Origin of the sequence: Gemmiger sp. An50 (genome assembly GCF_002161595.1) — a bacterium.
GTDB lineage: Bacteria > Bacillota > Clostridia > Oscillospirales > Ruminococcaceae > Allofournierella.
The window spans coordinates 71323-97316 of the sequence record NZ_NFID01000018.1 but is presented as its reverse complement, the minus strand read 5'-3'; the positions used below and the strand labels follow the sequence as shown (position 1 = coordinate 97316).

General features: G+C 44.3%; 18 protein-coding genes. 11 read left to right on the top strand and 7 right to left on the bottom strand.

Going from position 1 to position 25994, the window contains the following annotated elements; translation table 11 throughout:
- Positions 1–288: 288 nt before the first annotated feature.
- Complete coding sequence (locus B5G03_RS14395; protein ID WP_087182376.1) at positions 289–1545, bottom strand: DNA cytosine methyltransferase; 1257 nt, start codon at positions 1543–1545, stop codon at positions 289–291.
- A 172-nt stretch (positions 1546–1717) separates the two neighbouring features.
- Here B5G03_RS14395 and B5G03_RS14390 point away from each other — a divergent pair, with 172 nt between their 5' ends.
- Entirely contained in the window at positions 1718–2152 is a 435-nt protein-coding gene (locus tag B5G03_RS14390) for a very short patch repair endonuclease (protein WP_087182375.1), read from the top strand.
- Here the strand turns inward: B5G03_RS14390 and B5G03_RS14385 are convergent.
- From B5G03_RS14385 to B5G03_RS17145, 6 genes are all read right to left on the bottom strand, one after another.
- Positions 2140–4212, bottom strand: a complete 2073-nt coding sequence (locus B5G03_RS14385) for an AIPR family protein (RefSeq protein ID WP_162613426.1) — start codon at positions 4210–4212, stop codon at positions 2140–2142. The two genes, B5G03_RS14390 and B5G03_RS14385, sit on opposite strands and share 13 nt — an antisense overlap.
- Positions 4202–5137 (bottom strand): PD-(D/E)XK motif protein, encoded by a 936-nt coding sequence (locus B5G03_RS14380; RefSeq protein ID WP_087182373.1) that lies wholly within the window; start codon positions 5135–5137, stop codon positions 4202–4204. The genes B5G03_RS14385 and B5G03_RS14380 overlap by 11 nt, the downstream gene beginning before the upstream one ends.
- 3 nt (positions 5138–5140) lie before the next feature.
- On the bottom strand, positions 5141–7876 hold the full coding sequence (locus B5G03_RS14375; RefSeq protein WP_087182372.1) for a Z1 domain-containing protein: 2736 nt from the start codon (positions 7874–7876) through the stop codon (positions 5141–5143).
- Positions 7869–8153, bottom strand: a complete 285-nt coding sequence (locus B5G03_RS17150; protein WP_140401715.1) for a hypothetical protein — start codon at positions 8151–8153, stop codon at positions 7869–7871. Before B5G03_RS17150 ends, B5G03_RS14375 begins: the two co-directional genes overlap by 8 nt.
- Positions 8154–8170: 17 nt before the next feature.
- Positions 8171–9337, bottom strand: a complete 1167-nt coding sequence (locus tag B5G03_RS14370) for an ATP-binding protein (RefSeq protein WP_140401714.1) — start codon at positions 9335–9337, stop codon at positions 8171–8173.
- 834 nt (positions 9338–10171) lie between these two features.
- Positions 10172–11635 carry a hypothetical protein gene (locus tag B5G03_RS17145; protein ID WP_140401713.1) on the bottom strand — a complete coding sequence of 488 codons (1464 nt, stop codon included), beginning with the start codon at positions 11633–11635 and terminating at the stop codon, positions 10172–10174.
- A 313-nt stretch (positions 11636–11948) separates the two neighbouring features.
- On the opposite strand from B5G03_RS17145, the gene B5G03_RS14360 reads away from it, so the two are divergent.
- The 10 genes from B5G03_RS14360 to B5G03_RS14305 all read left to right on the top strand — a co-directional run bounded on the left by B5G03_RS14360 (position 11949) and on the right by B5G03_RS14305 (position 25795).
- Positions 11949–12548 carry a type IV toxin-antitoxin system AbiEi family antitoxin domain-containing protein gene (locus B5G03_RS14360; protein WP_087182370.1) on the top strand — a complete coding sequence of 200 codons (600 nt, stop codon included), beginning with the start codon at positions 11949–11951 and terminating at the stop codon, positions 12546–12548.
- Positions 12548–13456 carry a nucleotidyl transferase AbiEii/AbiGii toxin family protein gene (locus B5G03_RS14355; protein ID WP_087182369.1) on the top strand — a complete coding sequence of 303 codons (909 nt, stop codon included), beginning with the start codon at positions 12548–12550 and terminating at the stop codon, positions 13454–13456. The genes B5G03_RS14360 and B5G03_RS14355 overlap by 1 nt, the downstream gene beginning before the upstream one ends.
- A gap of 52 nt (positions 13457–13508) precedes the next feature.
- Entirely contained in the window at positions 13509–15110 is a 1602-nt protein-coding gene (locus B5G03_RS14350) for an N-6 DNA methylase (RefSeq protein ID WP_087182368.1), read from the top strand.
- Positions 15100–16251: a restriction endonuclease subunit S gene (locus B5G03_RS14345; protein ID WP_087182367.1), complete on the top strand. Its 1152-nt coding sequence runs from the start codon at positions 15100–15102 to the stop codon at positions 16249–16251. Before B5G03_RS14350 ends, B5G03_RS14345 begins: the two co-directional genes overlap by 11 nt.
- Positions 16248–17021, top strand: a complete 774-nt coding sequence (locus B5G03_RS14340; RefSeq protein ID WP_087182366.1) for a TIR domain-containing protein — start codon at positions 16248–16250, stop codon at positions 17019–17021. Before B5G03_RS14345 ends, B5G03_RS14340 begins: the two co-directional genes overlap by 4 nt.
- 14 nt (positions 17022–17035) lie before the next feature.
- Positions 17036–20368 carry a type I restriction endonuclease subunit R gene (locus B5G03_RS14335; protein WP_087182365.1) on the top strand — a complete coding sequence of 1111 codons (3333 nt, stop codon included), beginning with the start codon at positions 17036–17038 and terminating at the stop codon, positions 20366–20368.
- Positions 20369–20412: 44 nt separating this feature from the next.
- Positions 20413–22755 (top strand): DUF262 domain-containing protein, encoded by a 2343-nt coding sequence (locus tag B5G03_RS14330; RefSeq protein WP_087182364.1) that lies wholly within the window; start codon positions 20413–20415, stop codon positions 22753–22755.
- Between the two features lie 174 nt (positions 22756–22929).
- Positions 22930–23910: a helix-turn-helix transcriptional regulator gene (locus B5G03_RS14325; protein WP_087182363.1), complete on the top strand. Its 981-nt coding sequence runs from the start codon at positions 22930–22932 to the stop codon at positions 23908–23910.
- Positions 23911–24042: 132 nt separating this feature from the next.
- Positions 24043–24663: a LexA family protein gene (locus tag B5G03_RS14320; RefSeq protein WP_087182362.1), complete on the top strand. Its 621-nt coding sequence runs from the start codon at positions 24043–24045 to the stop codon at positions 24661–24663.
- Between the two features lie 841 nt (positions 24664–25504).
- Entirely contained in the window at positions 25505–25795 is a 291-nt protein-coding gene (locus B5G03_RS14305) for a helix-turn-helix domain-containing protein (protein ID WP_087182359.1), read from the top strand.
- The last annotated feature ends 199 nt before the right edge of the window (positions 25796–25994 follow it).

Sequence of the window (25994 nt, the reverse complement as noted above, 5' to 3'; positions counted from 1 at the left end):
TCGCCGTAGGTTAACTCTTGTATCTACTAAAACCTATACCATAGGCCATGCTTTCTCAAATATATATTGTGATTCACCTAAAATAGCCTCAAAGGTTATTTCAGCTGGACACTTAAACTAGATTTATGCTCTTCTTTGTTGTCTGATGTTCCTTTGGTTGAAACGGGCATGCTTTTTTCTGTTCAACGCTTGTGCTAGATTCGCCCACAAGTATAGCTTGTGGTCCTTATATAAAAAGAAGCCCGAAGGCAGATATTGCTTCGGGCTTCCTGATGAAAAATGTTGTTGTTATTCAAATTCCGGCAAAAGTGCCTGCGCAATACAATATGCAAGGCGAACAGGAACAGCATTGCCAATTTGTTTATAGGCTGTCGTTCTGGAGAAACCACCCCTGATGCATTCAAAGAAATAGTCATCCGGGAAAGTTTGCAGTCTGGCTGCTTCACGTGGAGTAAGAGAACGGTTTTGTTCTATATCAGGATGAATATAGTAATGACCGTCTTTACATATATGGGCAACTACAGTTTGCGATACCTTTTCGTCTGCAGCCACGACCTTAAAACGATCCAGAAAAGATTCATTGTTTTTCTGAGTTTTTAATTCCTCTGGTAAATCTGTATATCTGATTCGCTGATGTTCTTGTGTCCAGCGTTTTACTGCCAGTCTGTAAATCTTCAAATCCTGTTCGGTATTGGGTCGGGCATAGTGAAGTGTAACAGGTTGAAAATCTTCTCTTTTAATTCCTGCATCATAGAGATAATGCCCTTCATAGTGCAATGTTGGCGTAGGCTTGGGTGATCCTTCTCCAGCGTGCAAATGCGGCAAATCACTAAAAATTTCACCTACCATACAGTTGGTGCGAATTTGCTTGATCTCAGGATAGTAGTCTTTTGCACCATTTCTCTTACCAACAAGTATAATGCGTTTGCGATTTTGCAATATTCCATAGTCTTTGGCATTTAAAACACGGTAATTGGTTGAATATCCGCATTCACGAAATAAATCCCGCATCTTTTGGAAATGAGGTGCATCATCCTCGTCCTTTGCTGAGAGCAGACCGGTGACATTTTCAAAGACAAAAAACTTGGGAGTATACCGCTTTAGAAACTCAGCATAAAGTTTATATAAATAATTACGCTTGTCCCCGCGCATTCTTGTTTTGGAACGTGAACGGCCGGCTATGGAATAGGCCTGGCAGGGCGGTCCTCCGACAATTATGTCGAGTTCACGATCCCCCAGTCTTTCATCAATTCGAGAGAAAATTTCAGGGAGACTCTCTTTTGAAATCTCACGCTGCAATACACTGGACAGCTCTTCTTCAGGTACATGGGAATAGAATTCGTTTCTGCTGTATTTTTCGTTGAGATACTCGTTGTATACGTCTTCTTGACCATTGTCTTTCAGCCATTTTGCTGCTACACGTGTTTTCAGAGTATAGCAGGCTGCTTCGTCCATTTCTATATGGGCAACCGGAGTATATCCAGCTTGAAGGAATCCTTCTGACAGACCACCTGCTCCTGCAAACAAGTCCAGATAGTTTGGCATTGAAATTTCTTCCTTTCCTGCATTCTGATGTTTGCTGATTCAAGGCTAACTTATTATACCAGGACAAACTCCGCCATGCAAGGTACATTCCGGGAAAATCTGCGTTTTTGACAAGAAAAAAGATCCGCTACGACTGAATGTGCTATAATAGGCCATACGGAGGAGGGTATATATGGCAGACAGATTGACTCGTGAGAAACGCAGCTGGAATATGTCGCATATTCGCAATAAAGATACCGCAATTGAAATAAAGGTTCGGAAATTTCTGTTTTCAAAGGGCTATCGATACAGAAAAAATGACTCAAAACTTCCCGGAAAACCGGACATTGTTTTACCAAAATATAAAACAGTTATATTTGTCCACGGTTGTTACTGGCACCGGCACCCAGGGTGTAAAAACTGCACGACGCCCTCCACTAACACAGATTTCTGGATTCAGAAGTTTAACAAAAATGTGCAAAATGATATCTTGCACAAACAGCAGCTGGAACAATTCGGTTGGCATGTCATTACACTGTGGGAGTGCGAAATTGAGAATAATTTCGACAAAACAATGGAATGCGTGCTGCAAGATCTGCGTCGGCAGCTCAACAATCAGTCCGGGTAACTCTCCATTCGTGCTTTTTCCAGTATCTGGAGAATTTTGGCACACTGCCTTTCAGATGGAAACTTCCCGCTCTCCATTGCAATGGCGGTTTTTAAAAGTGATATCTCCATCGGTGTAAATATTTTGGCGTCCAGGCCCCATGCAAGAACCTTTTTCCAGGCAGTCGAACCATATTCGGCAACCTTGATCATGGCGCCAGCCTGATTCAACTGCTTCTGAATGGAACGAGCATCAGATTCTCTGTTTTTCTGTTCCATCTTTTCAATCAGTTCCTGTTTGAAATCTTCTCTCAGACTGAGTTGCAGTTTTTTGGCCTTGCTCCAGCAGGTTTCCCGCTTGGCCCATTCTGTTACGTTCTGAACACCGCGATCAGGCGAAATCAGATGATTGTACATTGCTTCTGCCAACTCTTCCAGCTGAAGCTCTGTAGCATGGCTTATTTCCTGCCGGTTCCACAGGGTTCGGAAATCAAACGCTCTGTCTGCTTCCTTTTCAATCAGGTTGAAAAGCTCTGCAATGGCATAAGTTATAATTTGTGCTTTGTAGCCCATCTCATACCAGGGAGCATTTTTTACAATTCGATCTGTTGAACGGTATAAAATATCCAGTCCAACAACCTTCTTGAAAAATTCTTCATTAAAAGACGATTCATGCCGATCCCATTCAATGCTTGCCCATTCTGCGAACCGCATAAAGTTCTTTTGCGCGCCGGCGCAGACCTGCCAGGGAAGTTGCCTCCATGTATTGTAAAACTTGGCCAAGTCTGTTTTGGTAAACATTTGAGGTTTGGGATTCCGCGCCAGAAAACGTTTTTTCTCTGCGGTGCTCATACGGGCCTGCTGCTGTTTGTACTGTCCACGGGTACGTTCATAATACCAGCAGGTGCCAAACTGATTTCCCTTGACAGCAGGAGCGAGAGTACGCCGTGAAAGATCCTCCATGCGTACATGAAATGCATGATTGGAGAAGAAGTCTGCATCGCTCACCTTGTTCTGCTTGTTGGCATATCGTGCAATATTCGGGATCAGTTCCATTGCTTTTTCCGGCGACACTACGGAAAGTTTCATGGGAACATAAACATCTCGCAAGTCATTGGCTCTGCTGCGGTCATTTGTCAAAGCTGCCGCCAGTGAAGCGGTTGTCTGCCCTCCGTTGACAATCTGTAATGCAGTAATTTCTGTAATCCAGGAGGCACTTTCTCCAGGTTCAATTTCAACATGGTATGCTGTAGCAGCGATACCGTTGTTGTAAGCGAAAAACATACTGGGTTCATTCAGAATCGTATTGCGGATGCCTTTATTGATTTTTCCCTTCACAGACAGAAACGACCGTACATTACCCTCCAGCAGGCGTCCGCCATACCGGTTGTACAGTTCAGCAAGAATCTTGCCAGGAATGGAGCACAGATATGCGGTGTATTCTTCGGTTTCACCTGCAGGCAGACAGGGAATTCCTTGATCACTGAATTGTTTCAGGTCAATAGTAATATCTTCCTTGCCGGTTTTGGAGGACATCAAATCCTGAAGACGGGAAATATCCCAGATATGGTACTCTGCCGTTGCCTGTCCGATGAATGTTGCCGGGATTTCCCGGATACGATTACTCATGACCATATCGGTCATGATAAAGAAACGGAAACGGGTAACATTTTTATATCTGTTTTGAATATCAACCGCAAGGCCATATCCCGGGGAACTTTCCTCGGCATTTTTTTGCAGAAAACCCGATTGCGCATTCTCTACGAAAGCACGCGCTCGGCGAAACCATGTATCGGCCTCTGTTGCTGTTAGAGACTCTGCTTCAGTACTGTCACAAAACGGGCAAACAGCAATGTCCAGACAGTCATCCAGTTCATTGTAGCTGTATCCATCTATCTGGATTTTCCGATTCTGACTTCCAACTCCCTCATAAGGTATTTGCTCAAAGTCTTCAAACTCCTCGGCATCGATAAGTGCCTCTGTATACACAGCCAGAAATTCCTCGCGAGGACTGGTTCCATTCATCGTTGCGTTCAGATGAATTTCTTCGAGAATTTCCGTCCGAAACTCATTAACATTCATGTTCATGTTCCTTTTTGAATGAAGCAATTGCTGAAAGTGAAAGCAGATAGCTGACACGGGTTACGCCCAGCGGCAAAGAATCACATCTTATGCGTGGAAAATCTGCCTTCACCTGGAAATACTGTCGTTTCCCTGGACGAAATGTAATTTTGTTGTAGGCAGGCTGTACGGAAAATCCCTGTTGCCACAGGAGAGATGCAAACTGTTTGCGCTGGACATCTGTTTCAAGACGTGCACAGGTTGCTTCATACAGTTTGTTCAGCGTGACGCCTTTGGGATCATCTGCTCCAGTTATATCCATAAACTGCACAACCAAGTACCCCGTATCACTCCGATCCAGCTGTTCCGTGGAAGAAATTCGGATTTCTTCCGTGCCGCTTGATACAGTTTTGATTTCATACCAGCTTTCTGACGTTATAAAATCCTGATCGCCACGAGCTGGCCCTGTCCAAGCATCCAATGCTTGCTGGCATCCGTATTTCGGAATCATGCATTCCAGAAGAAAAAGCATTTCTCCGGCAAGCCCTTTTATCTCAGTTTTGCTCAAAATCTGAACACTTGCCTGTGCCATCATTTGCTGCCAGTCACAGTAGCGCTTGCAGATAAATGCGGCTCCATTATGTTCAACCTTCAATCCGCGGGAAGAGTCAACCATGTCGTTGCAAAAGCTGTAAAATAGATCTTTGTATTCCTGTTGCTGTAATGCAAAAGACAATGCCCACTTTCCATCGTTGCGTTTTCTTGCCTCTGTAGAAATAATTCGGGAAGAGCGGAGTTCCTGAGGATGGGTACTGCTTACCAGAAGCAGTGTAGCACGGCCTTGTGGATCATAGCCGTAATACAAATTCAGTACATGTATTGCATCTACTCTTCGAAAACCGGCATCCTCTTTCAGTTCGGAAAAAGCCTGCTTTGCATCCGTCATTTTTTATTCCTCCGGAATTGTACCGTCCAGTTCATCCAGATCTTCGCCCTGTTCAACTTCGTACAGTTCTCTCCATTTGACTACATTGATTTTATAATTGTACTTTTTATCTTCCTGTCCTTCCACACGTGGAATTCCTATACTCAAGCCAATCAGGGGGATCTCTGCTTTCTGAGCCAGCTTTTCTTTCTCTGTCCCTTCTTCAGCCTTCAACTGCACAGGATAAATTACGAGCAGCGGATTTCGGTTGATTCCGGTTTTGAAATAATCTGCTTGTGAGAAATTCTTTTTCTCCGGTTCGATATGCCGCAATGCCGTCTCGATTTCTTCCACGGTATCATTTGTCAATCCGCCCTTTCCTGCATCACGGCTGCCCAGGCGGGAGCCTTTTCCGGACATCTGATAGGCATTTTGCTTTACCTTGTAATCAAAGATTCGCTGAACCGTTCGTACCGAAATTCCCTCAAGAGGTATTTCTTCACCCTTGCCGGATGCAATCATGACATCCCAGTTGTCAAGGCTGGTCCCTTGGTCTTCCCGGAGAATTCTGACAAAATCTTCCGAATGGAAATCAAAATTCAGCGGGTGCGTATTGTAAGCCGAGAGATATTCAATGATATAGTCTTTTTTGACATTCCGGAACTGTGGTGCCTTCAGCGCCAGATTTGCATTATCTTTTTCGAGCTGATATGCTTTTTGCAGCTCCGAAAGTAGGTTTTCGGTCGCTTTCAGATTGTCGTGCTCCACTTGCGGGGAACCGTGCAAGAACGGAGTTTCCACTACACGCCCGTTCAGGCTGAGGGTCATCGTATAGTCCTGAGCAGAACGCATCTTGTTTCGTGCGGTTACCATTAATGCCGCTTGGTCACTGCGGACGCACAAGCCGAAATCTTTCGGGGTCATGTTGAGCAGCTTCATCCGATTGACTTCCGAAAGTAGCTCATTGGTTGCCTCAGTGATATAGGCATACCAGGACATGGAAGTTGCAGGCATCCAGATTTGACAGAGATCCTCGTAGTGACCCCGGTATCCAAACCAGCGCCCCATTTGCATTAGTGTGTCATACATTTGGGAATTCCGATAGAAGTAACTGATGCACAGACCTTCCAATGTGAGGCCGCGGGAGAGGCTCAGACCGCCTACTGCGATAAGGCGCAGGCCATTGTCATATTCATCATAATTCAAATATTTGGATGCATTGCCTCCATTGATAGTTCGAACTTCCACAGAGGCCACAGCTGCATGCAAGGCTTCCTGAATGGCGGGCCATTCAAAATCAATAGTTTTCATCGGAGCATAATATTTGTCCCAGGTTTTGCGCAGTAATCGGAACGTATCATACTCCATAGCCTGTTCGCCCGTACGATAGTAATTTCGAATCTCCCGCTGCATGGTTCGGACCAGCTCGTCCACCTGACTTGTGATAGCCTCCTGTACTGCAATAAAGCGGGAAATATTGATCATCATCGTTCGATGAGATTTGACATCTCCTCGCAAGTCCCGTACTGTGTTAGCCAGGAAAAAGGCTGCAATTGCCTCCAGCATACTTTCTGGCATTTTCCCGGCCGGGGCAGCTCCGCTTTTATGCCGAATCGGAAGATATTCTTCACAGTCGTCATTCTCGTGAAGCATGAAGCTGCAATCCCCCCCTTCCAAAAAGATGCGGTCTGCACCAATATAGTTGGTAGGAGCTTTCAGGGCATAAATAAAATCTCTCGGGAACAAATCCTCCGCAACCATTTTGTCGTCGGTTTCCGGGTCGATGAATATATTTGCATAAGGAGTGGCGGTAAAACCAACGTAGTTTGCTTTTGAGAACAATGCCAGCAACTTGCGAATGGCTGCATTGATGGCGGTTGGATTTTCTTTGTCCTTTGTATTGATGGAGGCGTTATCTGCCTCATCGTCAATAAGAAGCATGGGGAGATCGATCGTCTTTTTTGTTTGGGTCGTGTTACATACCCGAAGCCAGCGCTCCAGCTTTTCAAGCACACTTTTGTTTTTTTTCAGAACGAATACAATGGGATCGTGTATGGCGTCAAGTCGTCCAACGATTTTCTGCGCGGATGAGGTGTTAAAATCGCTCATTGTTGAGGTAACGGCAAAACCGCTTACCCTTGCATCATTCAGCCCTACACCAACGCGTACACTGTCCCGGTCTTTTGTAAGAGCTTTGCTGTCCAGCCCTGTGAATCCTTCATCAACACGCTGTTGCGTTTGTTTGCGAAGTTTTTCAATGGTTCCGGTCAGAAGAATAATTACTCGATAGCCTGCATCCGCTGCCTTATTCATCAGTGCGATGTAGTTAGCCGTTTTGCCTGACTGGACATTACCAATGCACAATCCTCTGACAGAAAATCCTGTTTCCTGACTAGGATTCCCAAGCAGATCCATCAGTTCATCAGAGAAGCGATCCATCTCTGTAACAACTTTTGGTACCCATCCGCGTTCATTCTGTAAGTATTGCACATAGCGCTCCCAGAATCGAGGGTCGATATTGGCCTTGGCCTCTGCATACCAGGGTTTATGATCTTTTGCGGTTATGTATACACCACGATCAATATCAATTTGAAGCCGCGCCTGTAATTCCTTGATAACTTCCGTTTGTTCGCTGTCATTCAGTGGGACAATAGAGAGAAAAAGTGTGACAGCATCCTGAATAGTAGCCTCGGTGATTTTTTCCTTGTCTGACAAATATTTCAGTACATATGAAATCATTGAATCCTGATTTTTAGTCATGGCAATACTCCTCTCTCAAATCTTTCAGTACGTCCGGATATTTTACAAAGAAATCCATCTTGTCCATTACAGACAGTAACTGTGGAATATCTCCTCCTGAATCCTGTGCCTGCCGGACCATCTGGAGAGCAATCTGGCGAGCCTCATCTGTCTCCAGTGCTTTTTCCGTTACATTGGCTTCGTTGCTGGCCAAGCGGTAATATACATCCGCATAGGGAAACGTGTCTTCCAGCATTTTCAGGAAGTTGTCGAACAGTGCAAGACCATCTTCGTCCAAATGATTTTCAAGCATTTTCAGCAAAGGAAGATTACGATTGATCTGATACTGAAAAGTTCCCCTGAAATCAACTGGATTCCATGCATGGACCAGATCATCGGTTTGAACATTTCGACCGCGGTATTTGTAAACACGCTCACTTCGTCCAACTGTGTTTTTGACCACAGCTGCCAGATTTTTTTGATACAGTCCGGGAGCGTTGCTGTCGATTTCTTTATGTCGATTTCCCACATGGAGTCTAAAGAATTGGGAATATCAACTCTTACTCGTGCGAGCTTTCCTAATTCATTTTGACGAATAAGTCTGAACCAAGTGCCCCAAACAATCAAGCGCTTATTACGGTATATATAGAACCCCTGCTTTAATCGCAGTTCATCTTTTCCACCCATATTTTCAATATCGTTTGCATTCAGTTTGCTCGGATATGGAAGTACATAGGGCTTTACGCGGACTTCTTCGTTGTTAATCCGCAAAATCTGTTCACTTAACGGCTGCGTGGAAGGATGCCGCGTAAGGAATGGATCCATCGGCAGTACCGGATCTCCATTAAAATACAACGCCAACCTTTTTTGGGGATTTTTATCCGCGAGAAAACGGTGGAAAACAAGAGACAGGTGTTTTCGGGTCAGTTCAATCTTTTCGTCAAAAGATTTCTGGGCATTTGCACTTGCGTCCTCCAGACGATCGAAATCTTGCCAAAGAACAACTGTTCCATGTTCAAGACTGTTTAGATAGATGAATCCGGGAAGATCGTCCATTTCCTCTTTCGAATACACTTTTAGAGCCCAGGATTTTTTTAACTTAATATAGTCAAGATCCCAAGAAGCTGCGACAGTCTTTCCATCTTTTTTGCTCATGACTGTTAATTTGCGACACTGGGATAAAGACGCCATTTTCAGACCAAGACCAAACCGGCCCAAATCGTTCTTATCTCGCGTGTTATGTGGATCCTGACTGCCATATCGCATGGCGTTTTCGATTTCGTCTGCTGCCATGCCGCAACCATTATCTTCGATGCATAGCCACCGGGGATCTTTTGACATAAAGCCTATCCGTACTTCTGTGGCACCGGCACTGATGCTGTTGTCAACAATATCGGCAACAGCTGCTTCAAACAGATAACCTATCGACCTCGTTGATTCTACAAGAATTGGAGCAAAAGGAATAACAAGTCTTTCTTCCATTCGAAATCCTCCTGTCTGATGCAGGCTTTATTTATAATAGGATAATAGGAATTTTTGGAGAGTACATTTGTTTATCTTTCATTGTATTCCAAGTCTTTTGAGGTGTCAAATGACTTGGAAAAGCAACAGTGTCGCAACTTTTAATGGAATGAGTTAATTCGCTTGTCCGGTTTGATCCATATTGAATAGAATAAAAGAATTGTCTCAACATTGAAGTTGATGTTTTAGAATCACACACAGGCGGATTTACTCAAATGAAATCATGATTTATGGTGCAAATCAAATGTAAAGAATACAGCAAAACAGGCGACAGGAAATTCTCTGTTGCAGAAATACGTCACCTTTTGGTTTGTTCCCTGGTTTTAAAATGTTACCTTCACTTCTGTAATCTATGAATCTGTATTTTTAATTATATCACAGTATAAGTGTCATAAAACGGACTTGCAAACAGCAAAGCAGGAGTTTGAAAATAAAAGTTATTGGAAAAATAGCATCATGGTCTTTTGAATACTGCGCTGGAGAAGTTTATCTGGACTGCCGAAACGAGTGTAATGAACGGTGCCAAGGCTATCGTAGCGTCCATTGCAGTCGCAATCTCACCACTACTTTCTTAAGGGGACGCACTTAGGATGTCAAAATGTAAGGAGGACTTTTTTGAAACTTTTGTCATTAAAAAGTTTCACCAATTATGCCATTTTAGTGTTTTGGAGAAACGCGCAGCCATCACAAAGTGATGATCAATAAGGGCTTGGGATTATCCCAACAGGCAGGTTGTCTCCTTTGGAGAAAACGGCGTTTTCGCAGGACTTGGCCAAGGAAACATTGCTTGCTAAATTAGCTGAAGAGGCCCGCTTCAGCACATTTTTTAAAGAGTTTTGAACATTCATCCAAAATTTCTTTTTTAAAAGCTATAAACTCCGTATCTTGAACTTTGTCAGAATCGACTGCGTCAACCAGCCAAAAATCTGTGAGGTGTTCTCGAGAATGGCTTCCGTATATATGGTCGGGTAAATCTGAATGTGTGAAACAATGTTTTTCAATGTCGGCAAGAGAGATGATCCCTACATGTTGACAAAGCCACTGGTATTCAGAAGATTTATGAGATATTTCCAACAGTGTAGCAGTTCTCATGTAAATGTGGGCGTTTTGGATTCGAGGATCTTCCCGGAGGACTACAAGACCATATACATTATCTGGATTGATTTCTGATTGCACATGAAAAGGATTATACTGACTTGGAAATCGACAGCGTATGTGTTCATAAATTTGTTTGCAATTTCTCGCTAATCGATCGATTTCCCGGTCGTATGTATCTTGGTCGAAGATTCGGAGATCTCGCCTTGGAGTGTACATTTTACTGTCAAAGAAAATGTAATGATCACCTTTTCGAGTGAGCACATCGAGTGTCCGGTTTTTGTTGCGATGAAAGATGTATTCTTGCTCGGGATATACTTCATCGAACAATCCGCTGCGTAGAATAATTTGATAAAGATATGATTCCATCACTTCTTTTCCGATTAATTCAGCTAGATGATTGTTGTCCTGAGTTATACGATATAGCATGGAGGATGTCACAGAACGCATTAATAGATGCGGAAGTGGTAAATAAACAAATCCTTTTTCGGATATAAAAGGATAGGTGTATGAGGGGCGTAAACAATATATGTAATTATCGATACATGAGGTTATACTTTCAAGTTGCTTTTTGTATTCATCTCTTGTAATCGTTAAATGTCGGAGTTCCACAGGAAACTGCGACAATATAAAATTATATAATTGGGAAGATATTGTATACTTATTGGTGCATAGAATCACCCATAATGACATGGCTAAAGTGGCATATTTTTTGTAATTGCTCCCTAACTTTTGTTGGAATATCTCGGGCATATTCACTTTGGAATTTACAAAAGAAAAATACCAATAATATCGATACAACTTATAGTAGGGATATTCTTGCGCCTCAAATTGAGTAGATCCAATAGCAACAAATAGCTTGCTTATAAAATCAGTTGTTTCTTTCAATTCATCTACAATAGGATGTTGATAATTTCGTATACAATTTATCATATCGATAAAGTTTCGGTCCTTTGATGTGAAACGTCCTTCTCGCCATTCTTGTGCTGTGATAGAAAAAAGAAGCAGGGTTTCAAGTTCCCACGGGAAGGGGAACTTGCCAGTTTCATTTTTATTTATTATTCCATTCAAGTTCATGGTTCGGCGTGAATATATCTGCAGTATGTTCATCTTTTCTTCGAATGAGTATCGTTTTAATGTTCGGGGGATATCTTTGTACTCCATCGGTATGCCTCCACTATCTATTCAGAAGTATTATTTAGCTGGCTGGGAAAGCAGGGAACTTTTAATGCCGACTTTTTCTATTTATTATAACAGAGAGTGACTGATTTTCTCGAATAGATAATATTTTGTTTTCAAGATATGAAACATGTAAAGATGAGGTAGAAGCTAATAAAATACACTAATTCGTCCGCTTATGATTGAATTTGTGGAAAAAGTAGTGTTGACGGCATAGTTGCCTTTCGCTATAATAAAACTGCAGTAATTTGTCCGCTCCACTGCGTTCTGATGACTGAATTTGTGTAGGAGTTCTGTTATGAAAAGGGTTGATGAATACAAAAAAATATTTGAACGCTATGGAGGAATGATGCGCACAAGAGACCTGCAAAAGGAAAAGATTCAGTATCGGACTCTGCAGCGGCTGATTGACCAGGAAGCAGTTGAAAAAGTGCGCTATGGCTATTATCAATGGGTTGACCCGGAAGACTTCAGCGAAGTTGGAACGGTAATCCGACTGTTTCCCGATGCGATTTTCTGCATGGAAACGGCACTGAGATACTACGGATACAGTGACCGTACTCCTGCCGAATGGCATTTGGGCGTTAGTAAAGATTCTGGAAAATCTCGGTTCAAAATCGATTATCCTTTTGTTAAACCACACTATATGGAACCGGCTTATCTGGAGGTGGGTTTAACTACTGGCACTATGGACGGATATCCAATTCGCATTTATGACAAAGATCGCGTAATTTGTGATTGCCTGCGATATCGCAATAAGATGGACAAGGAAATTTTTAACAAAGCCGTGCAACAGTATGTTGCTGACCCTGAAAAAAACATTCCGCGGCTGCTGGAGTATGCAGAAGTGCTGAGAGTCAAAAAGATTGTAAAAGAATTGATAGGAGTGTGGCTTTGATGGCAGATAAAGCAGCTTCTGTTCTGGCAAAACTGAAAAATAAAGCAAAAGCCACTGGTATTAGCTATCAGCAATGTTTGCAACTTTTCTTTCAGGAGGAGTTTTTACGGCGGCTTGCAGCTTCTCCTTATTCTGAAAACTTTGTGCTGAAAGGTGGGCTTTTCATCTACACGCTCACCAACTTTGAAAGTCGAGCTACAGTAGATGTGGACTTTTTGATGAGGGGATTGAATAATGATCTTGCCCGAATGGATGTGATTCTTGACGAGATTCTGGCGGTGGAAACTGGAAACGATTTTGTAAATTTCAGGGCCGAAAAAACACAGCCCATTGCGCTGCAACGTAAGTATCATGGTGTTGGTACACAGATCACCGGTTTCATCAAAAATGTTCGGGTTCCTTTTAACGTGGATGTTGGTGTTGGAGACGTGATTATCCCGGGAGCAGAGCGAAGGACTATACAGACGCAGCTGGAGGGCTATGCACAACCTTCTGTTCTGACATATTCGTTAGAAAGTACCGTGGCGGAAAAATTTGATGCCATTTTGCAGCGTTTTGAACTTACCGGAAGAATGAAAGATTTCTACGATATTTATTATTTATCCAGAACATTCGATTTCGATGGAACAAAACTGCAATCGGCAATTCAACAAACATTACGTAACCGCGGAACGACATATGGAAAAGACAGCTTTGAGCACATTTTTGCGTTGGCGGACTATCCGGAGATGCACACAAAGTGGCGTTATTTTCTGAAAAGTTTAGGAAACTCTGAACTGGAGTTTCCTGTAGTCATTCAGAAAATAGGAGAGTTCCTTTTACCAGTATGGCAAAAGATTGTGACGGCAGAACCAATGATTGGTGTGTGGTATGCAGAAACTGAGAGCTGGGACATAGACAAAGCATAATCCCCGATAGTGATGGTCATTTACATAATTCTATTAAAGGATGGTATTTCCCATGGCAAAGAAAAAAGCCGAAGAAAAATTGAATCTGGATTCAATTCTGTTTAAGTGTCGAGATATTCTGCGTCAGGCACGCAATTCAGGCTCGTTTTTTGAAAAACGTGACATGATGCTGACGCTCGTGTTTCTGCGCTTTATGGGCGAAAAATTCGAGGATGGTATTGAGAATCTCCGTCAGACGCTGATTGAGCAGGGGCTGGATCCCGACGACAAAGAAATCTGGAACGCTTTTTTTACTGATCCCACCTTTACGGATGGTACCTATAATTTGTCGGTGGAGGCTCGCTGGTCGACCATAATTAATACACCTGCGCCACAGTTAAATGTGGCTTTGGATACAGCTCTGAAAACCCTTGGAGATAGCGACAAACAGTTAAAAGGTTGTTTTGTGGAGGGCACCTTTACCACGAGAAATCTGGAGCCCAAGGACATCAAAATGCTGGTGGATGAAATCAACAAGATCAGCCATAAAAAATTCGGCGAAGAAAAAGACCTCATCGGTCGTGTGTATGAATATTTTCTAAAGGAATTTGCGGTTAATGCAACTAAGGAAGAGGGAGAGTACTATACACCCCATGATGTGGTTCAGCTGATTGCAGCCATGATTGAACCATTTGATGGAACTTTGTACGATCCTTGCTGTGGTTCGGGCGGTATGTTTATCCAAAGCGCGGAACTTGTCAGCGCCAAACAAGGTGATATCAGCCGAATCAATGTGTATGGGCAGGAAAAGGAGCCAGCTACCCTCCGCCTGGCAAAAATGAATCTGGTCTTGCGTGGCATTAGTCACCACCTGGGAGAAATCGCTGATTCCACTTTTACCAACGACCAGAATAAAGGTCTCTATTTTGATTATATTATGGCCAATCCGCCTTTCAACCTGAAAGGCTGGTACAATGCAAATTTGAGTGATGATCCGCGTTGGGCGGAGTATGTTACCCCGCCGGAAAGCAATGCTAATTATGCATGGATTTTGCATATTCTTTCCCATTTGAAAGCCCTGGATGGTGTGGCCGGGTTCCTTTTGGCAAATGGCGCTTTAGGGGACAGCGATACGGTGGAAATCCGAAAAAGACTGATCCAGAGAGGGATGGTGGAAGCGATTATCATTCTTCCCCGAGAGCTGTTCATCACCACCGACATCAGTGTGACTTTGTGGATTTTGAACCGGAACAAAAAGGGTGGGAACTACCATGGTAGGATGCTGCGCGACCGCAGCCACGAAATCCTCTTTATGGATTTGCGGACTTGGACGGAAAATCCGGTGAAAGGGGAAGGAAAAAAGAAAGTGGTTTTGACTGCTGAACAAATCGGAAAAGCGGCCGAAATTTACCACACCTGGCAGAATGAAGGTACGGACGGAACTAATTATGAGGTACCGGAACTATACCGGGGCGTCGGTATGGAGGAAATTGAAAAGCAGAACTGGAGCTTGATTCCGAGCAAGTACATCCGGTTCATCGACCACGATTTGGAAATTGATTTTCCCGCGGAGATGCAGCGTATTCAGGCAGAAATGAAAGCCGTGATGCAACAGGAAAAAGAGTCCCAGGCAATGCTGCTGGAGGCTTTCAGGGGGATCGGATATGAACTCTAATCACAGTGTATTATTTCCTGATGTTACATGGGTAAGACTTGGCGATTATATACAACGTTCCACTGAAAATAACCGTAACTTGAAATATGGTGTCGATTTGATAGAGGGAGTTACAAATGAAGGCGTTTTTGCACCGCCAAAGGGAAATCCACTGGATGTCGATTTGAAGCCATATAAGATTGTGAATGATGGTGCTTTTGTTTACAATCCTTCACGGTTGGATTTGGGGTCAATTGCTTATCGTACAGATGGTCTGTGTATTGTTTCACATTTGTATATTATTTTCTATTTAAATGAAGAGGGAAAGGAAAAAATAGACCCTAACTGGCTCTTTATGTATTTTCGCCGGAAAGAATTTTATAGAGAAGTGACTTTTAGAAACTTTGGTAGTCAACGTCCGGAATTCAATTTTAACGATATGAGCGATATTGTGATTCCACTTCCTGATATTTCAATCCAACGAAAATATGTAAGTATATATAAATCAATGGTTGCCAACCAGCAAAGCTATGAGAATGGGTTGGAAGATCTGAAATTGCTTTGTGATGGGTATATTGAGGATTTGCGGAGAAAGATGCCGTGCAAGAAAATTGGACTATATCTCAAAGAAAGTAATCAGCGCAACGATGTCGGACTTACGGTTGATGCCGTTAGAGGGCTGTCGACTGCGAAAGAAATAATTCCCACAAAGGCGGATATGTCAGGAGTTGGTTTGAGCAATTATAAAGTGGTTGAACCGGGGCAAATCGTTTATGTTCCGGATACTTCGCGGCGAGGAGATAAAATCTCTCTTGGTTTCAACAATACGACTGAATCTTTTATTGTGTCATCGATTTCTATTGTGTTTGGAACAAATCCAGACTTTTTGATTCCGGAATATTTAATGCTTTTTCTCACAAGACCAGAATTTGATAGATATGCCCGCTTCAACTCCTGGGGCTCTGCAAGAGAAACTTTTGATTGGAGTGAAATGCAGAACGTCCAAATTCCGATTCCAGACATCAAAATACAAAAGGCTATTGCCGAAATTTTTACCGTGTATAATACCCGCAAGCGTATCAATGAGCAGCTGAAAGCCCAAATCAAAGACATCTGCCCGATACTGATTCTCGGTTCATTGGAGGAAGGAAGAGCAAAATGACAGACTATGAAAAATTCAAAAGCATTATAGATGAAATTGATAATTTGGTGGCACATCATGTTATTGCCTCTGCGCCTGCATTTGAAGGGTGGCAAGCGAAAGCCGAACGCTTTTTAGTTAAAAAGTATGGAAATGATTCTTTAGAGCATAAGAAATTCAAAAGTATGCGATTTTCTCCTAATTGTTGGGTCATGGACGAAGATTTAAATCTTAAAAGTGAAATAAAGGCATGCCGTGACAGCCTTTTGGCATGTAAAGCAATCTTTGAAACCTACTTACAAGAAATGAACGACGAAGGGGAATCTACAACGCAATCCCAATCTTTGCGGCAGGGCAATATGTGTAAAATTTTTATTGTTCATGGCCATGATGGTATGTTACAGCAATCGGTTGCCCGCATTGTGGAAAAGCAGGGGATTGAGGCAATTATTCTGTCGGAACAGGCAAACCAGGGCCGTACTATAATCGAAAAATTCGAATCCAACAGTGATGTCGGCGGAGCGATCTGTCTGTTCACTGCTGACGATGTAGGTAAGGCTAAAGATACTTCTTCGGAAAGCGCCCGTGCAAGGCAAAATGTAGTACTGGAAACGGGTTATTTTATGGGGAAACTGGGTCGAGATCATGTGGTGATTCTGGCCGATTCGGGAGTCGAAATTCCATCTGATCTATCAGGCGTAGTTTATACTAACACCTCCAATTGGAAGATTGATTTGCTGAAAGAGTTGAAAGCTATGGGATATGAAGTAGACTTTAATAGGTTGTTCTAAATGAGGGCAGAATAATGTCGAAACTGAGAGAATATAACGGCCGCTATTGCGAGGCTGATTTTGAGAATGCCTTTCTCAGCTTTCTGGAAGCGGAAGGCTGGCAATATCTCTTTGGCAACAGCATCCCCCGCGCCTCCCGGCGGGACGTTTTGTATGTGGATGATCTGGAACATTTTTTGAGTAAAACCAACCCGGATCTGCTCGCCGACGAGATCCGGCAGATTATTGACGCCGTTCGGCTGGCCGGCAGCGAAAGCGATTTCGCCACACTGCACAAGCTGTATGGATGGATGGTGGATGGCATTCAATTTGTGCCTCAAGGCAAGCCGGCCCGAATGGTGGCATTGATAGACTTTGAAAACCCGGAGAACAATATTTTTCGAGTGGTCAACCAGTTTACAGTAGAGTATACCAACAACGGACAGACAGAGAACCGCCGGCCAGATATTCTGCTTTATGTCAACGGTATGCCGCTGTGCATTATAGAGCTGAAAAACCCGGCGGATCAGGCCGCCACCATCTATGATGCGTGGGAACAGATCTACACCCGCTACTGGCGGGACATTCCGCATCTGCTGCACTACTGCCCTTTGGCCTGTATCTCTGATGGGGTCAAGACTAGATTGGGCACGGTACGTACGCCTTATGAGCATTTTTATGCCTGGCGCAGAGTGAACAACGAAGACAAGGTCTCCGCACTTCCCTTTGATGAAATGCAGACTATGATCAAGGGTGTATACAACCCCCGACGATTCCTGGAAATATTCCGTGATTATATATATTTCCAGGACAGCGAGTATGACAGCAGCGAACGGGAGATCGTCTGCCGGTATCCGCAGTTTTTTGCCGCACGGCTTCTGAAACAAAGCATTATAAAGTCTGTGGTGGAAAAGAGTGGAAAAGGCGGAACCTACTTCGGAGCCACCGGTTGCGGCAAGACCTATACCATGGCCTTCCTTGCTCGGCAGCTGGCTTTGCGATGCACCGATGTGCCGCAGATCGGCTCTCCCACTATCGTCATGATTGTGGACCGGGAGGAGCTGCAAAAACAGGGTGCGAAACTGTTTACAAAGAGCAAAGAGTTTTTGAATCTGGGAGAGGTAAGCATCGTTCCAAGCCGCAAGGCTTTGCGAGAAGAACTCGGTGCTCGTCAGAGCGGTGGATTCTATATCTGTACCATTCAAAAATTCTGTGACAGAGAAGATGATAAGATTGGTCTGATCAACGACCGTGCCAATATCATCTGTTTCTCCGATGAAGCGCATCGGACGCAGCTGGAACACGCCAAAAAGATCCGTTTTAGCCAAGATGTGGACAACAACATGAAGGCTATGGTTTCCAAGCCATATGCAAAAGTCTTGAAGGAGGCCTTTCCGCAGGCGACTTTCGTGGGCTTTACCGGAACGCCCATCTCAGAAACCTACCAGACCTTCGGCGGCGAAATCGACCGGTACACCATGGACCAAGCCGTCGCAGACGGTCTAACCGTGTCTATCAAGTATCATCCACGGATTGCCAAGGTTTTGCTTGATCAGGAAAAGGTCAAGGAGATTGAGGCGTATTATAAACAGTGTGCCGACGAAGGGGCAACAGCAGAGGATATCGAAGCCAGCAAAAAGGCTATGAGCTCTATGGAGGTTATTTTGAAAGAGCCCTCCCGTCTGGAGCGGCTAGCCATAGATATCCACGACCACTATATTTCCGCTTGTGCCAACGATCCGGAGCGGGTGCAGAAAGCCATGGTGGTTTGCTCCAGCCGGCCCACTGCCTATGAATTACTTAAAATATTCCAGCAGAAATATCCTGAGTGGTTTGTAGAGAAGAAAACACCAGGAGATGTGACGGTATCGGACGAAGAAATGCGCCGGTTGAAGCCAATGCCCTTCATGGCTATGGTGGCCAGTGTTGGAAGCAACGACCCGGCGGAAATGTATCAGTATCTTGGTGGAGTAAAAAACAGCAAACGATCTGAGGAACTGGACGCTGCGTTCAAGCAGGATAAATCCAATTTCCGGATTGCCATCGTGGTGGATATGTGGATCACAGGCTTTGATGTGCCATCGTTGACCTATATGTATAATGACAAACCGCTTCAAACACATTTGCTGATCCAGACCATCAGCCGAGTCAACCGAAAATATCCTGGCAAAGAATACGGTATGATCGTGGACTACATCGGGATCCGCGACAATATGCGTGAAGCGTTAAAAATGTATGGTGGTGACTGTTCCATTGCTCCTACGGCGGATGATGTGGATCAGGCGACCGGTGCATTCCGGCAAGAACTGATGATTTTGCAGAATCTCTTTTCTGGCTATGATTTGACGCCATTCCTGGATCCAGAACGTGACCCTGCTGAACGATATGTGCTTTTAGCAAAAGCGGCAGAATATGTTTTTGCGTCCACGAACGAATTAAACACGGAAGGTGAAGGCGGAAAGAGCATCCGAAAGGTCTCTTTCAAGACTTATTTTCTGAAAACGGTCAAGCGGATGCGGGCTGCCTATGATATTTGCCAGCCTTCCGGTGAACTAAGTGAGGAAGAGTCTTCCCTTGCACAGTGCTTCATGGCGATTGCTGGCTTTGTCCGCAAGATGAGTGGTACCAGCGAAGTTGACACTCAGAGCATGAACCGCCATGTGGAAAAGATGGTAGAAGAGGCCCTTCGATACAACAAAGTTGAGAATGTTCTCGAAGAGGGCGAGCAGGAAGACATTTTCAGCCCGGAGTATTTTGAAAAATTGTCTGACGTGAAAATGCCGGCATCTAAGCTGGAATTGTTGGTAAAAACGCTGAAAAAGCAAATTACCGAATATAGCCGAACTAATCAAATGGCGGCAAAGAAGTTCCAGGAGATGCTGGAAAAGACGATCCAGGAGTACCACGAACGCCGAAAACATCTTACCTTGGAAGAAGCTGGTATTGCACAAGAGGAGACCTCGGAGGAGATCATCCGGAGTGCCACCGAGCAGGCATTGCAGCTTCTGAAAGATATGCATGCTGACCGGGAAAGCTTTCGAAAGGTCGGTCTGACCTTTGAAGAAAAAGCATTCTATGATATTCTGATGACGTTGAGGGATGAGTATAACTTCGAATACGGTACAGACCGTGTGGTCGATGGGGTATCGGTAAACGACAAGTGCAAAACGCTGGCAAAAAAAATCAAGGATATCATTGACGTCAAATCTTCGTTTGCCGATTGGCTTAACAATCAGATCGTCCGGGATCAACTGAAGTTTGATATCAAAGTTTGCTTGATTAAGAATGGTTATCCGCCGCAGTACAGCCCGGAAGTTTTCTGCAAGGTAATGGAACAGGTGGAAAATTTTGAGGAAAATAATGGCTAAGAGAAAACTTTTTTAATGATTTGGAAGGCGGTGTGATTGGTTCAATGCAGAAGATAGATAAAACTGATACCCTGGAAACGATTCTCACTCGGGGAAAGTTTGAAGTGGATTACTATCAGCGGGAATACCGCTGGGGCCGCAAGCAGATCGAGCAGATGCTGATGGACTTTTATGATACCTTCCGTCAGTATTATGATCCGACCAACCATGGCTCGCCCGCTGAAGTGCAGGGGTACGGGTATTACTATATGGGCAGTATTATCTGTACCAGTGAAAATACCCGCAAGATCATTGATGGCCAACAGCGTCTGACTTCCCTGTCACTGCTGCTGATCTATCTGCGGAATTTGCAGAATCAACTCACCGGTATTCCATATCTCCCGGTCAAACAGATGGATGATCTGATTTACAAAGATAATTTTGGAACCATGTCATTCAACCTGGATGTGCCGGAGCGGAACGACTGTATGCAGGCGCTATGGGACCAAAACCGGGCGTTTACTTCCGAAAACGAGAGTAATAAGAATTTGCTTGCGCGCTATAGCGACATTGAAGAGCTTTTCCCCGATGACCTGAAAGGAGAAGCCCTGCCTTATTTCATCTACTGGCTGAAGGGCAAAGTTCTTTTGCTGGAGATCGACACACCCTCGGAGGACGAAGCACACACCATCTTCTTGACCATGAATGACCGCGGCCTCAGCCTGAACAGCGCCGAAATGCTGAAGGCATATATCATCCAGCAGGTAAACGAGGCAGACCGGGATTCCGTCAATAAGGCTTGGCAGCAAAACATTAACCGTATCAAAAATGAGTTTGATTCCCAGACCAGCGGCGCGGTCAAGGCAGAAGACGTGGATTTCATTTCCGCTTGGCTGCGCGCGAAGTATGCCAACTCGATCCGCGAGACCCGCAAAGGCGCTGAGGACCGGGATTTTGAACTGCTAGGCGAAAAGTTCCACAACTGGGTCCGGCAGAATGCCCGTACGGCAATGCAGCTGACGCAACCAAAGCAGTTTAAGGAATTGGTAACGATCGAGATGTCGTTGATGACCAGTCTGTATCTGCGAATAAAAGCGTATTCGGATAAGATGACGCCGGGGTACGAGGCGGTTTTCTACAATGCACACAGAGACATTACATACCAGAACTATCTGATCCTGGCGGCGGTGCGGGTGGAAGATGCTCCCGAAGTGGTCGACCAGAAAATCAAGCTGGTTTCGACGTTCATTGATATCTTTGCCTCGACCCGGATTTTCAATTACAAAAAGGTCAACTGGAACTCCAATAAAAACCTCCTGTTCCGGGTCATGTGTCAAATCCGAAACCAGGATGCGAGGACGATCGGGATCAAGCTGTTCACTACGTTGCAGCGGATGAACGAAAAGCTGGACGCAATTCGGGATTTTGAACTCAACCAGTTCACAGGGCGCTATATGCTCCACATGCTGGCTCGGCTCACGGACTATGTGAACGTGCAGATGGGGCGGGCCTCCCAGTTCGCGACCTATGTGGATCGGAATCCCAAGACTTCTTACGACATTGAACATATTTTGCCAAATGATTATGCCGGCTACAAAGATCTATTCAATGACGAAGAGGATTTCAACAACAATCGCAGAAAGTTTGGAAATCTGATTCTGCTCACCAGCGACCACAACAGAAGCTACCAGGCGATGGCCTATGAGCAAAAGGTGGCCCAATACGCGGGGGACAATATCCTGGCACAGTCTTTGTATAATGGGACCTATCAGAATAATCCCCAGTTCCTGCGACTGGCAGGTATGTATGGGTTTAAGCCCTATGAACGATTTGACAAATCAGCAATCCGAGACCGGCTTCAGGTATATACGCAACTCGCAAAAGCCATTTGGGACCCTGCCCGGATCAAAGAATTGGCAGGTGGCTGGGATGATGAAACAGAGATCGCGATCCAGAGCGGCAGCGCGCGCCGGTTTACCGTGGAGTATGGTTCAGGAAGAAGCTGGGAAGATGCGCAAAAATATGGATTTGTATCGGCTAGTGGAGAAGGCGGTACTCTGCTGAGTAATATTAAGCTAGGGGATATTATCTTCTGCCATATAGCTGGTGTTGGTTTTGTGGGTATCGGTGTTTGCACTACATGCGAAACAAAGTTAGCGGATTTTACTGTGCTCGATGGAACTGCCAAGAAAAACATTATGGATTGCGAATGGATAAACACTACGGCAAAAGTATCCATCGATCCTTCTAATGAATACTTTGTGGGAGTTCGGTGGCTTCGGACAGTTTCTGCTGATGAAGGTTACTGGGAAAAAGGGATGACTAGCATTCCTACGGTTGCGTATATGATGAACGACAGCTTTACCCATGACAAAGTGCTAGAGCACTTTAAAGTTTCTCTGGTTTAACTAAAGAGGCTGTTCCAACATTGACTTAATATACAAGTACACGTTTTACAACAGCAAAACGTGTACAAAGAATGTTTCTGTTGTGGAGTTTTGTGCATAGAGAACGAAAACACATAGTAGTAAAAGTGCTGTACAAATAGGATTATTGTGCGCTGTAAATATGAGGTCGATTGTATGAAAAATGCAACAAAGCTTAGAATCTTATATTTATATCAGCATTTGGTACAACATACCGATGCGGAACATACACTATCAACCGCTGAGCTGATGAAAATCCTCAAAGAAGAGTATTCAGTAAAAGTTTCGCGTAATACCATCAGTGACGATCTTGCTATGCTCCACGATTGCGGCCTTCACATTGAGCACTACGAGTCCACACAGAATAAGTACTATTATGACGGGTACATTTATGAGCTGCCGGAACTCAAGATTCTTGTGGATGCCATCTCGTCCTCCAAGTTCATCACACAGAGAAAGAGCGACGAACTGATAGCAAAGCTCCTCACGCTGACGAACTTTCAGAATGCCGCAAAGCTTCGCCGTCATATTTATGTTGCCGGTCGCGCAAAATCGGACAACGAAAACGGATATTATATCGTTGACGCTATCAATACCGCTATTGATACTAAAAGGAAGATATCCTTTCGATATACGGATTTTGATGTGACGAAGCAGCGGTACATATCCAATGACGGAAAGCCGTATACGGTTAGCCCGTATACGTTGATCTGGGATGGGGATTACTACTATATGCGCGGCTTCTGCGATGAACGCCAGGAGATGCGGAATTTCCGCTTGGATCGTATCGCAGAACAGCCCAGCGTTCTCAACCAGATTGCAGTGATGCCACCAGAAGGTTATAGTCCTGCTGACTATAGCAAGCATGTTTTCCGTATGTATGATGCCGATGAGCCGATTATCGTGCAGCTGTATTGCCATGTATCGGTTATGAAGTATTTAATCGACAACTTTGGTTCTGATTTCGATGTGGAAACCGTTGATGATGAGCATTTCAAAGCATCGGTCGGAGTATGTACCAGCACGACCTTCTACAGTTGGGTCTTTGGGTTCAACGGAAAGATTCGTATTGTCGGCCCGCAGCCGATCAGAGAAAGCTATAAGAACATGCTGTCGAATGCAGTGAATTCGATATAGCCGAATTACTGCTCAAAATTTTACGCACCACTGTCTCATTAAACAATCAACCCCTTGTATTTCAGTACAAGGGGTTTTATAATATAATTAATGAGACAACTTGAATCATTATGCTTGAAAGGGGTTGAAGCTATGAGAGTTATGAGCAAAGAAACGATGGCCAACATCATTTCCTTTATTGATGAATACTTTTGCGACAGACATACTATCCCATCTGCTGGAGAAATTGCTAAGGGGGTTGGTATTCCTAGAGCGACGGCCTATCGCTATCTGGTCGAAATGAACAATCGCGGAATGATCGAATACGATGGAAAGTCTCGTACCATCATTACTCCAATGATCCGTAAATTTGCTCCTGCTTCCGCCCCATGCCCATTTCTCGGGTCCGTTCCGTGTGGAGCTGCACAAACAGAAGAGGAAAATATCAGAGAATATATCAGCCTACCGGTTTCTCTTTTTGGAAAGGGAAAGTTCTATATTTTGGAGGCTTCCGGTGATTCCATGGTTGATGTAGGGATTGATGATGGCGATTTGGTCGTCATCAGAATGGATTGCACGGCTGAGGTGGGAGACATTGTTGTTGCTCTTACCGAGGACAATGAAAGCACCCTGAAGGTGTTCGGTGGTGTTGATGAGAAGGCTGAGAGGGCAGTTCTTGAATACCGAAATCAGGCAAAGTATCCGGACCAGAAGATTTTTGTAAGACAGCTGGTTATCCAGGGGATAGCAAAGCATGTGATTAAGGCTTTGTAAGCAATTAATAACGGAGGTGAGCACGAGATTATGAATACCTATGATGTGAAGTGCCCGATATGCGGCACGCTCAATTGTAGCCTGTTTCTGGAAGAAACGGATGGTTGGATGGAGTGTGAAAGCTGTGGCCACACTACCAAATTTCAGTGGGAAGCACAGACGGAGAAACCGATTCCGGTATTCGTAATCCGAAAGCTGCGGTCACAAGCGACACCTGTGAAATAAGTACATATAAGAAAAGAAAGGGGCTATATCATTGCGTAATGAAAATACTTCATGGCGCTCGAAACAAATCTATTGCCCCAACTGCCGCAAATTAGTCACCGGCTATGAAGGCAAAGATGGTATCACACGAATGACCTGCGATCAATGTGGGGCTGTTATGATTCGAAAGATAATGGGCCGCAGACATGAGCGGATTGACGTGTATGCACCATGCGGGCAAGAGCGCATTTGACAATTGAATGAGTTCGGCATAACGACGGAATGGTTGAGATGAAACAGACTGCGTAAATCCATCGCCAGGTCATATGCTGTGGAAATCGGTCAGTTAAACCAGATATACATGAGAGGCTACCGACAAGACGGAAATCCCCATTTTTATGGGATTTCAGCCTTGCCGGTAGCCTCTTTTTATTCCGGCAAGGCTTTCGAAAACAAAATATCGAAAGCCTGACATGCATTAAGGGCTGAGGATACATATATTGCTGAATTTCTGATGTTCAGAAAAAGCAGTATCGGTACCCTTTTCTTTAGTGCACCCTTTTTGGGGGACAGTCAGGAACGTACTGCAAGCAATGGTATCCTTTGCCCTTCCGCTGCAGGCGGAAAGGAAAGCAGTATGTACTATTTTGATGCAACCGAATTTGCGACCCGTCTGAGCAATCTCCGCAAGGCGCAGGGAATGACACAGGAGACAATGGCCGAAGCATTGAACATCAGCCTGGAGCATCTCAGCAAGATGGAGCGTGGGAAAAGGAAGCTTTCTATTGATCTGGTTGTGGCCATGGCCTGCTATTTTCATGTGAGTACGGACGATCTCCTCATGGGGAAGAACCACGATATGGTAGATAGCCGGACTAAACTTTTGAATGTGATAACACAGCTGACGGAAATCGTGAAGAATATGTAACAAATATGGGTAGTAACCACCAAGAAGCGAGACAATAAAAATCTAGCTACAATCTCATAACATCAAGTGAATTTGTGAGGGATTGAAATGCGAAGCACAAAATCTCAATGAGGATAAAATTATGCGAATACATGGTTTTATTATGGATGCTTATACTGCACCTCAGTATAACAATGTTGCGCGAGTACAGATCAGCATG

Excerpts from the sequence above, each read along its gene's own strand:
- B5G03_RS14395 (WP_087182376.1), bottom strand. The coding sequence starts at position 1,545 with ATGCCAAACTATCTGGACTTGTTTGCAGGAGCAGGTGGTCTGTCAGAA.
- B5G03_RS14390 (WP_087182375.1), top strand. The coding sequence starts at position 1,718 with ATGGCAGACAGATTGACTCGTGAGAAACGCAGCTGGAATATGTCGCAT.
- B5G03_RS14385 (WP_162613426.1), bottom strand. The coding sequence starts at position 4,212 with ATGAATGTTAATGAGTTTCGGACGGAAATTCTCGAAGAAATTCATCTG.
- B5G03_RS14380 (WP_087182373.1), bottom strand. The coding sequence starts at position 5,137 with ATGACGGATGCAAAGCAGGCTTTTTCCGAACTGAAAGAGGATGCCGGT.
- B5G03_RS14375 (WP_087182372.1), bottom strand. The coding sequence starts at position 7,876 with ATGACTAAAAATCAGGATTCAATGATTTCATATGTACTGAAATATTTG.
- B5G03_RS14370 (WP_140401714.1), bottom strand. The coding sequence starts at position 9,337 with ATGGAAGAAAGACTTGTTATTCCTTTTGCTCCAATTCTTGTAGAATCA.
- B5G03_RS17145 (WP_140401713.1), bottom strand. The coding sequence starts at position 11,635 with ATGGAGTACAAAGATATCCCCCGAACATTAAAACGATACTCATTCGAA.
- B5G03_RS14360 (WP_087182370.1), top strand. The coding sequence starts at position 11,949 with ATGAAAAGGGTTGATGAATACAAAAAAATATTTGAACGCTATGGAGGA.
- B5G03_RS14355 (WP_087182369.1), top strand. The coding sequence starts at position 12,548 with ATGGCAGATAAAGCAGCTTCTGTTCTGGCAAAACTGAAAAATAAAGCA.
- B5G03_RS14350 (WP_087182368.1), top strand. The coding sequence starts at position 13,509 with ATGGCAAAGAAAAAAGCCGAAGAAAAATTGAATCTGGATTCAATTCTG.
- B5G03_RS14345 (WP_087182367.1), top strand. The coding sequence starts at position 15,100 with ATGAACTCTAATCACAGTGTATTATTTCCTGATGTTACATGGGTAAGA.
- B5G03_RS14340 (WP_087182366.1), top strand. The coding sequence starts at position 16,248 with ATGACAGACTATGAAAAATTCAAAAGCATTATAGATGAAATTGATAAT.
- B5G03_RS14335 (WP_087182365.1), top strand. The coding sequence starts at position 17,036 with ATGTCGAAACTGAGAGAATATAACGGCCGCTATTGCGAGGCTGATTTT.
- B5G03_RS14330 (WP_087182364.1), top strand. The coding sequence starts at position 20,413 with ATGCAGAAGATAGATAAAACTGATACCCTGGAAACGATTCTCACTCGG.
- B5G03_RS14325 (WP_087182363.1), top strand. The coding sequence starts at position 22,930 with ATGAAAAATGCAACAAAGCTTAGAATCTTATATTTATATCAGCATTTG.
- B5G03_RS14320 (WP_087182362.1), top strand. The coding sequence starts at position 24,043 with ATGAGAGTTATGAGCAAAGAAACGATGGCCAACATCATTTCCTTTATT.
- B5G03_RS14305 (WP_087182359.1), top strand. The coding sequence starts at position 25,505 with ATGTACTATTTTGATGCAACCGAATTTGCGACCCGTCTGAGCAATCTC.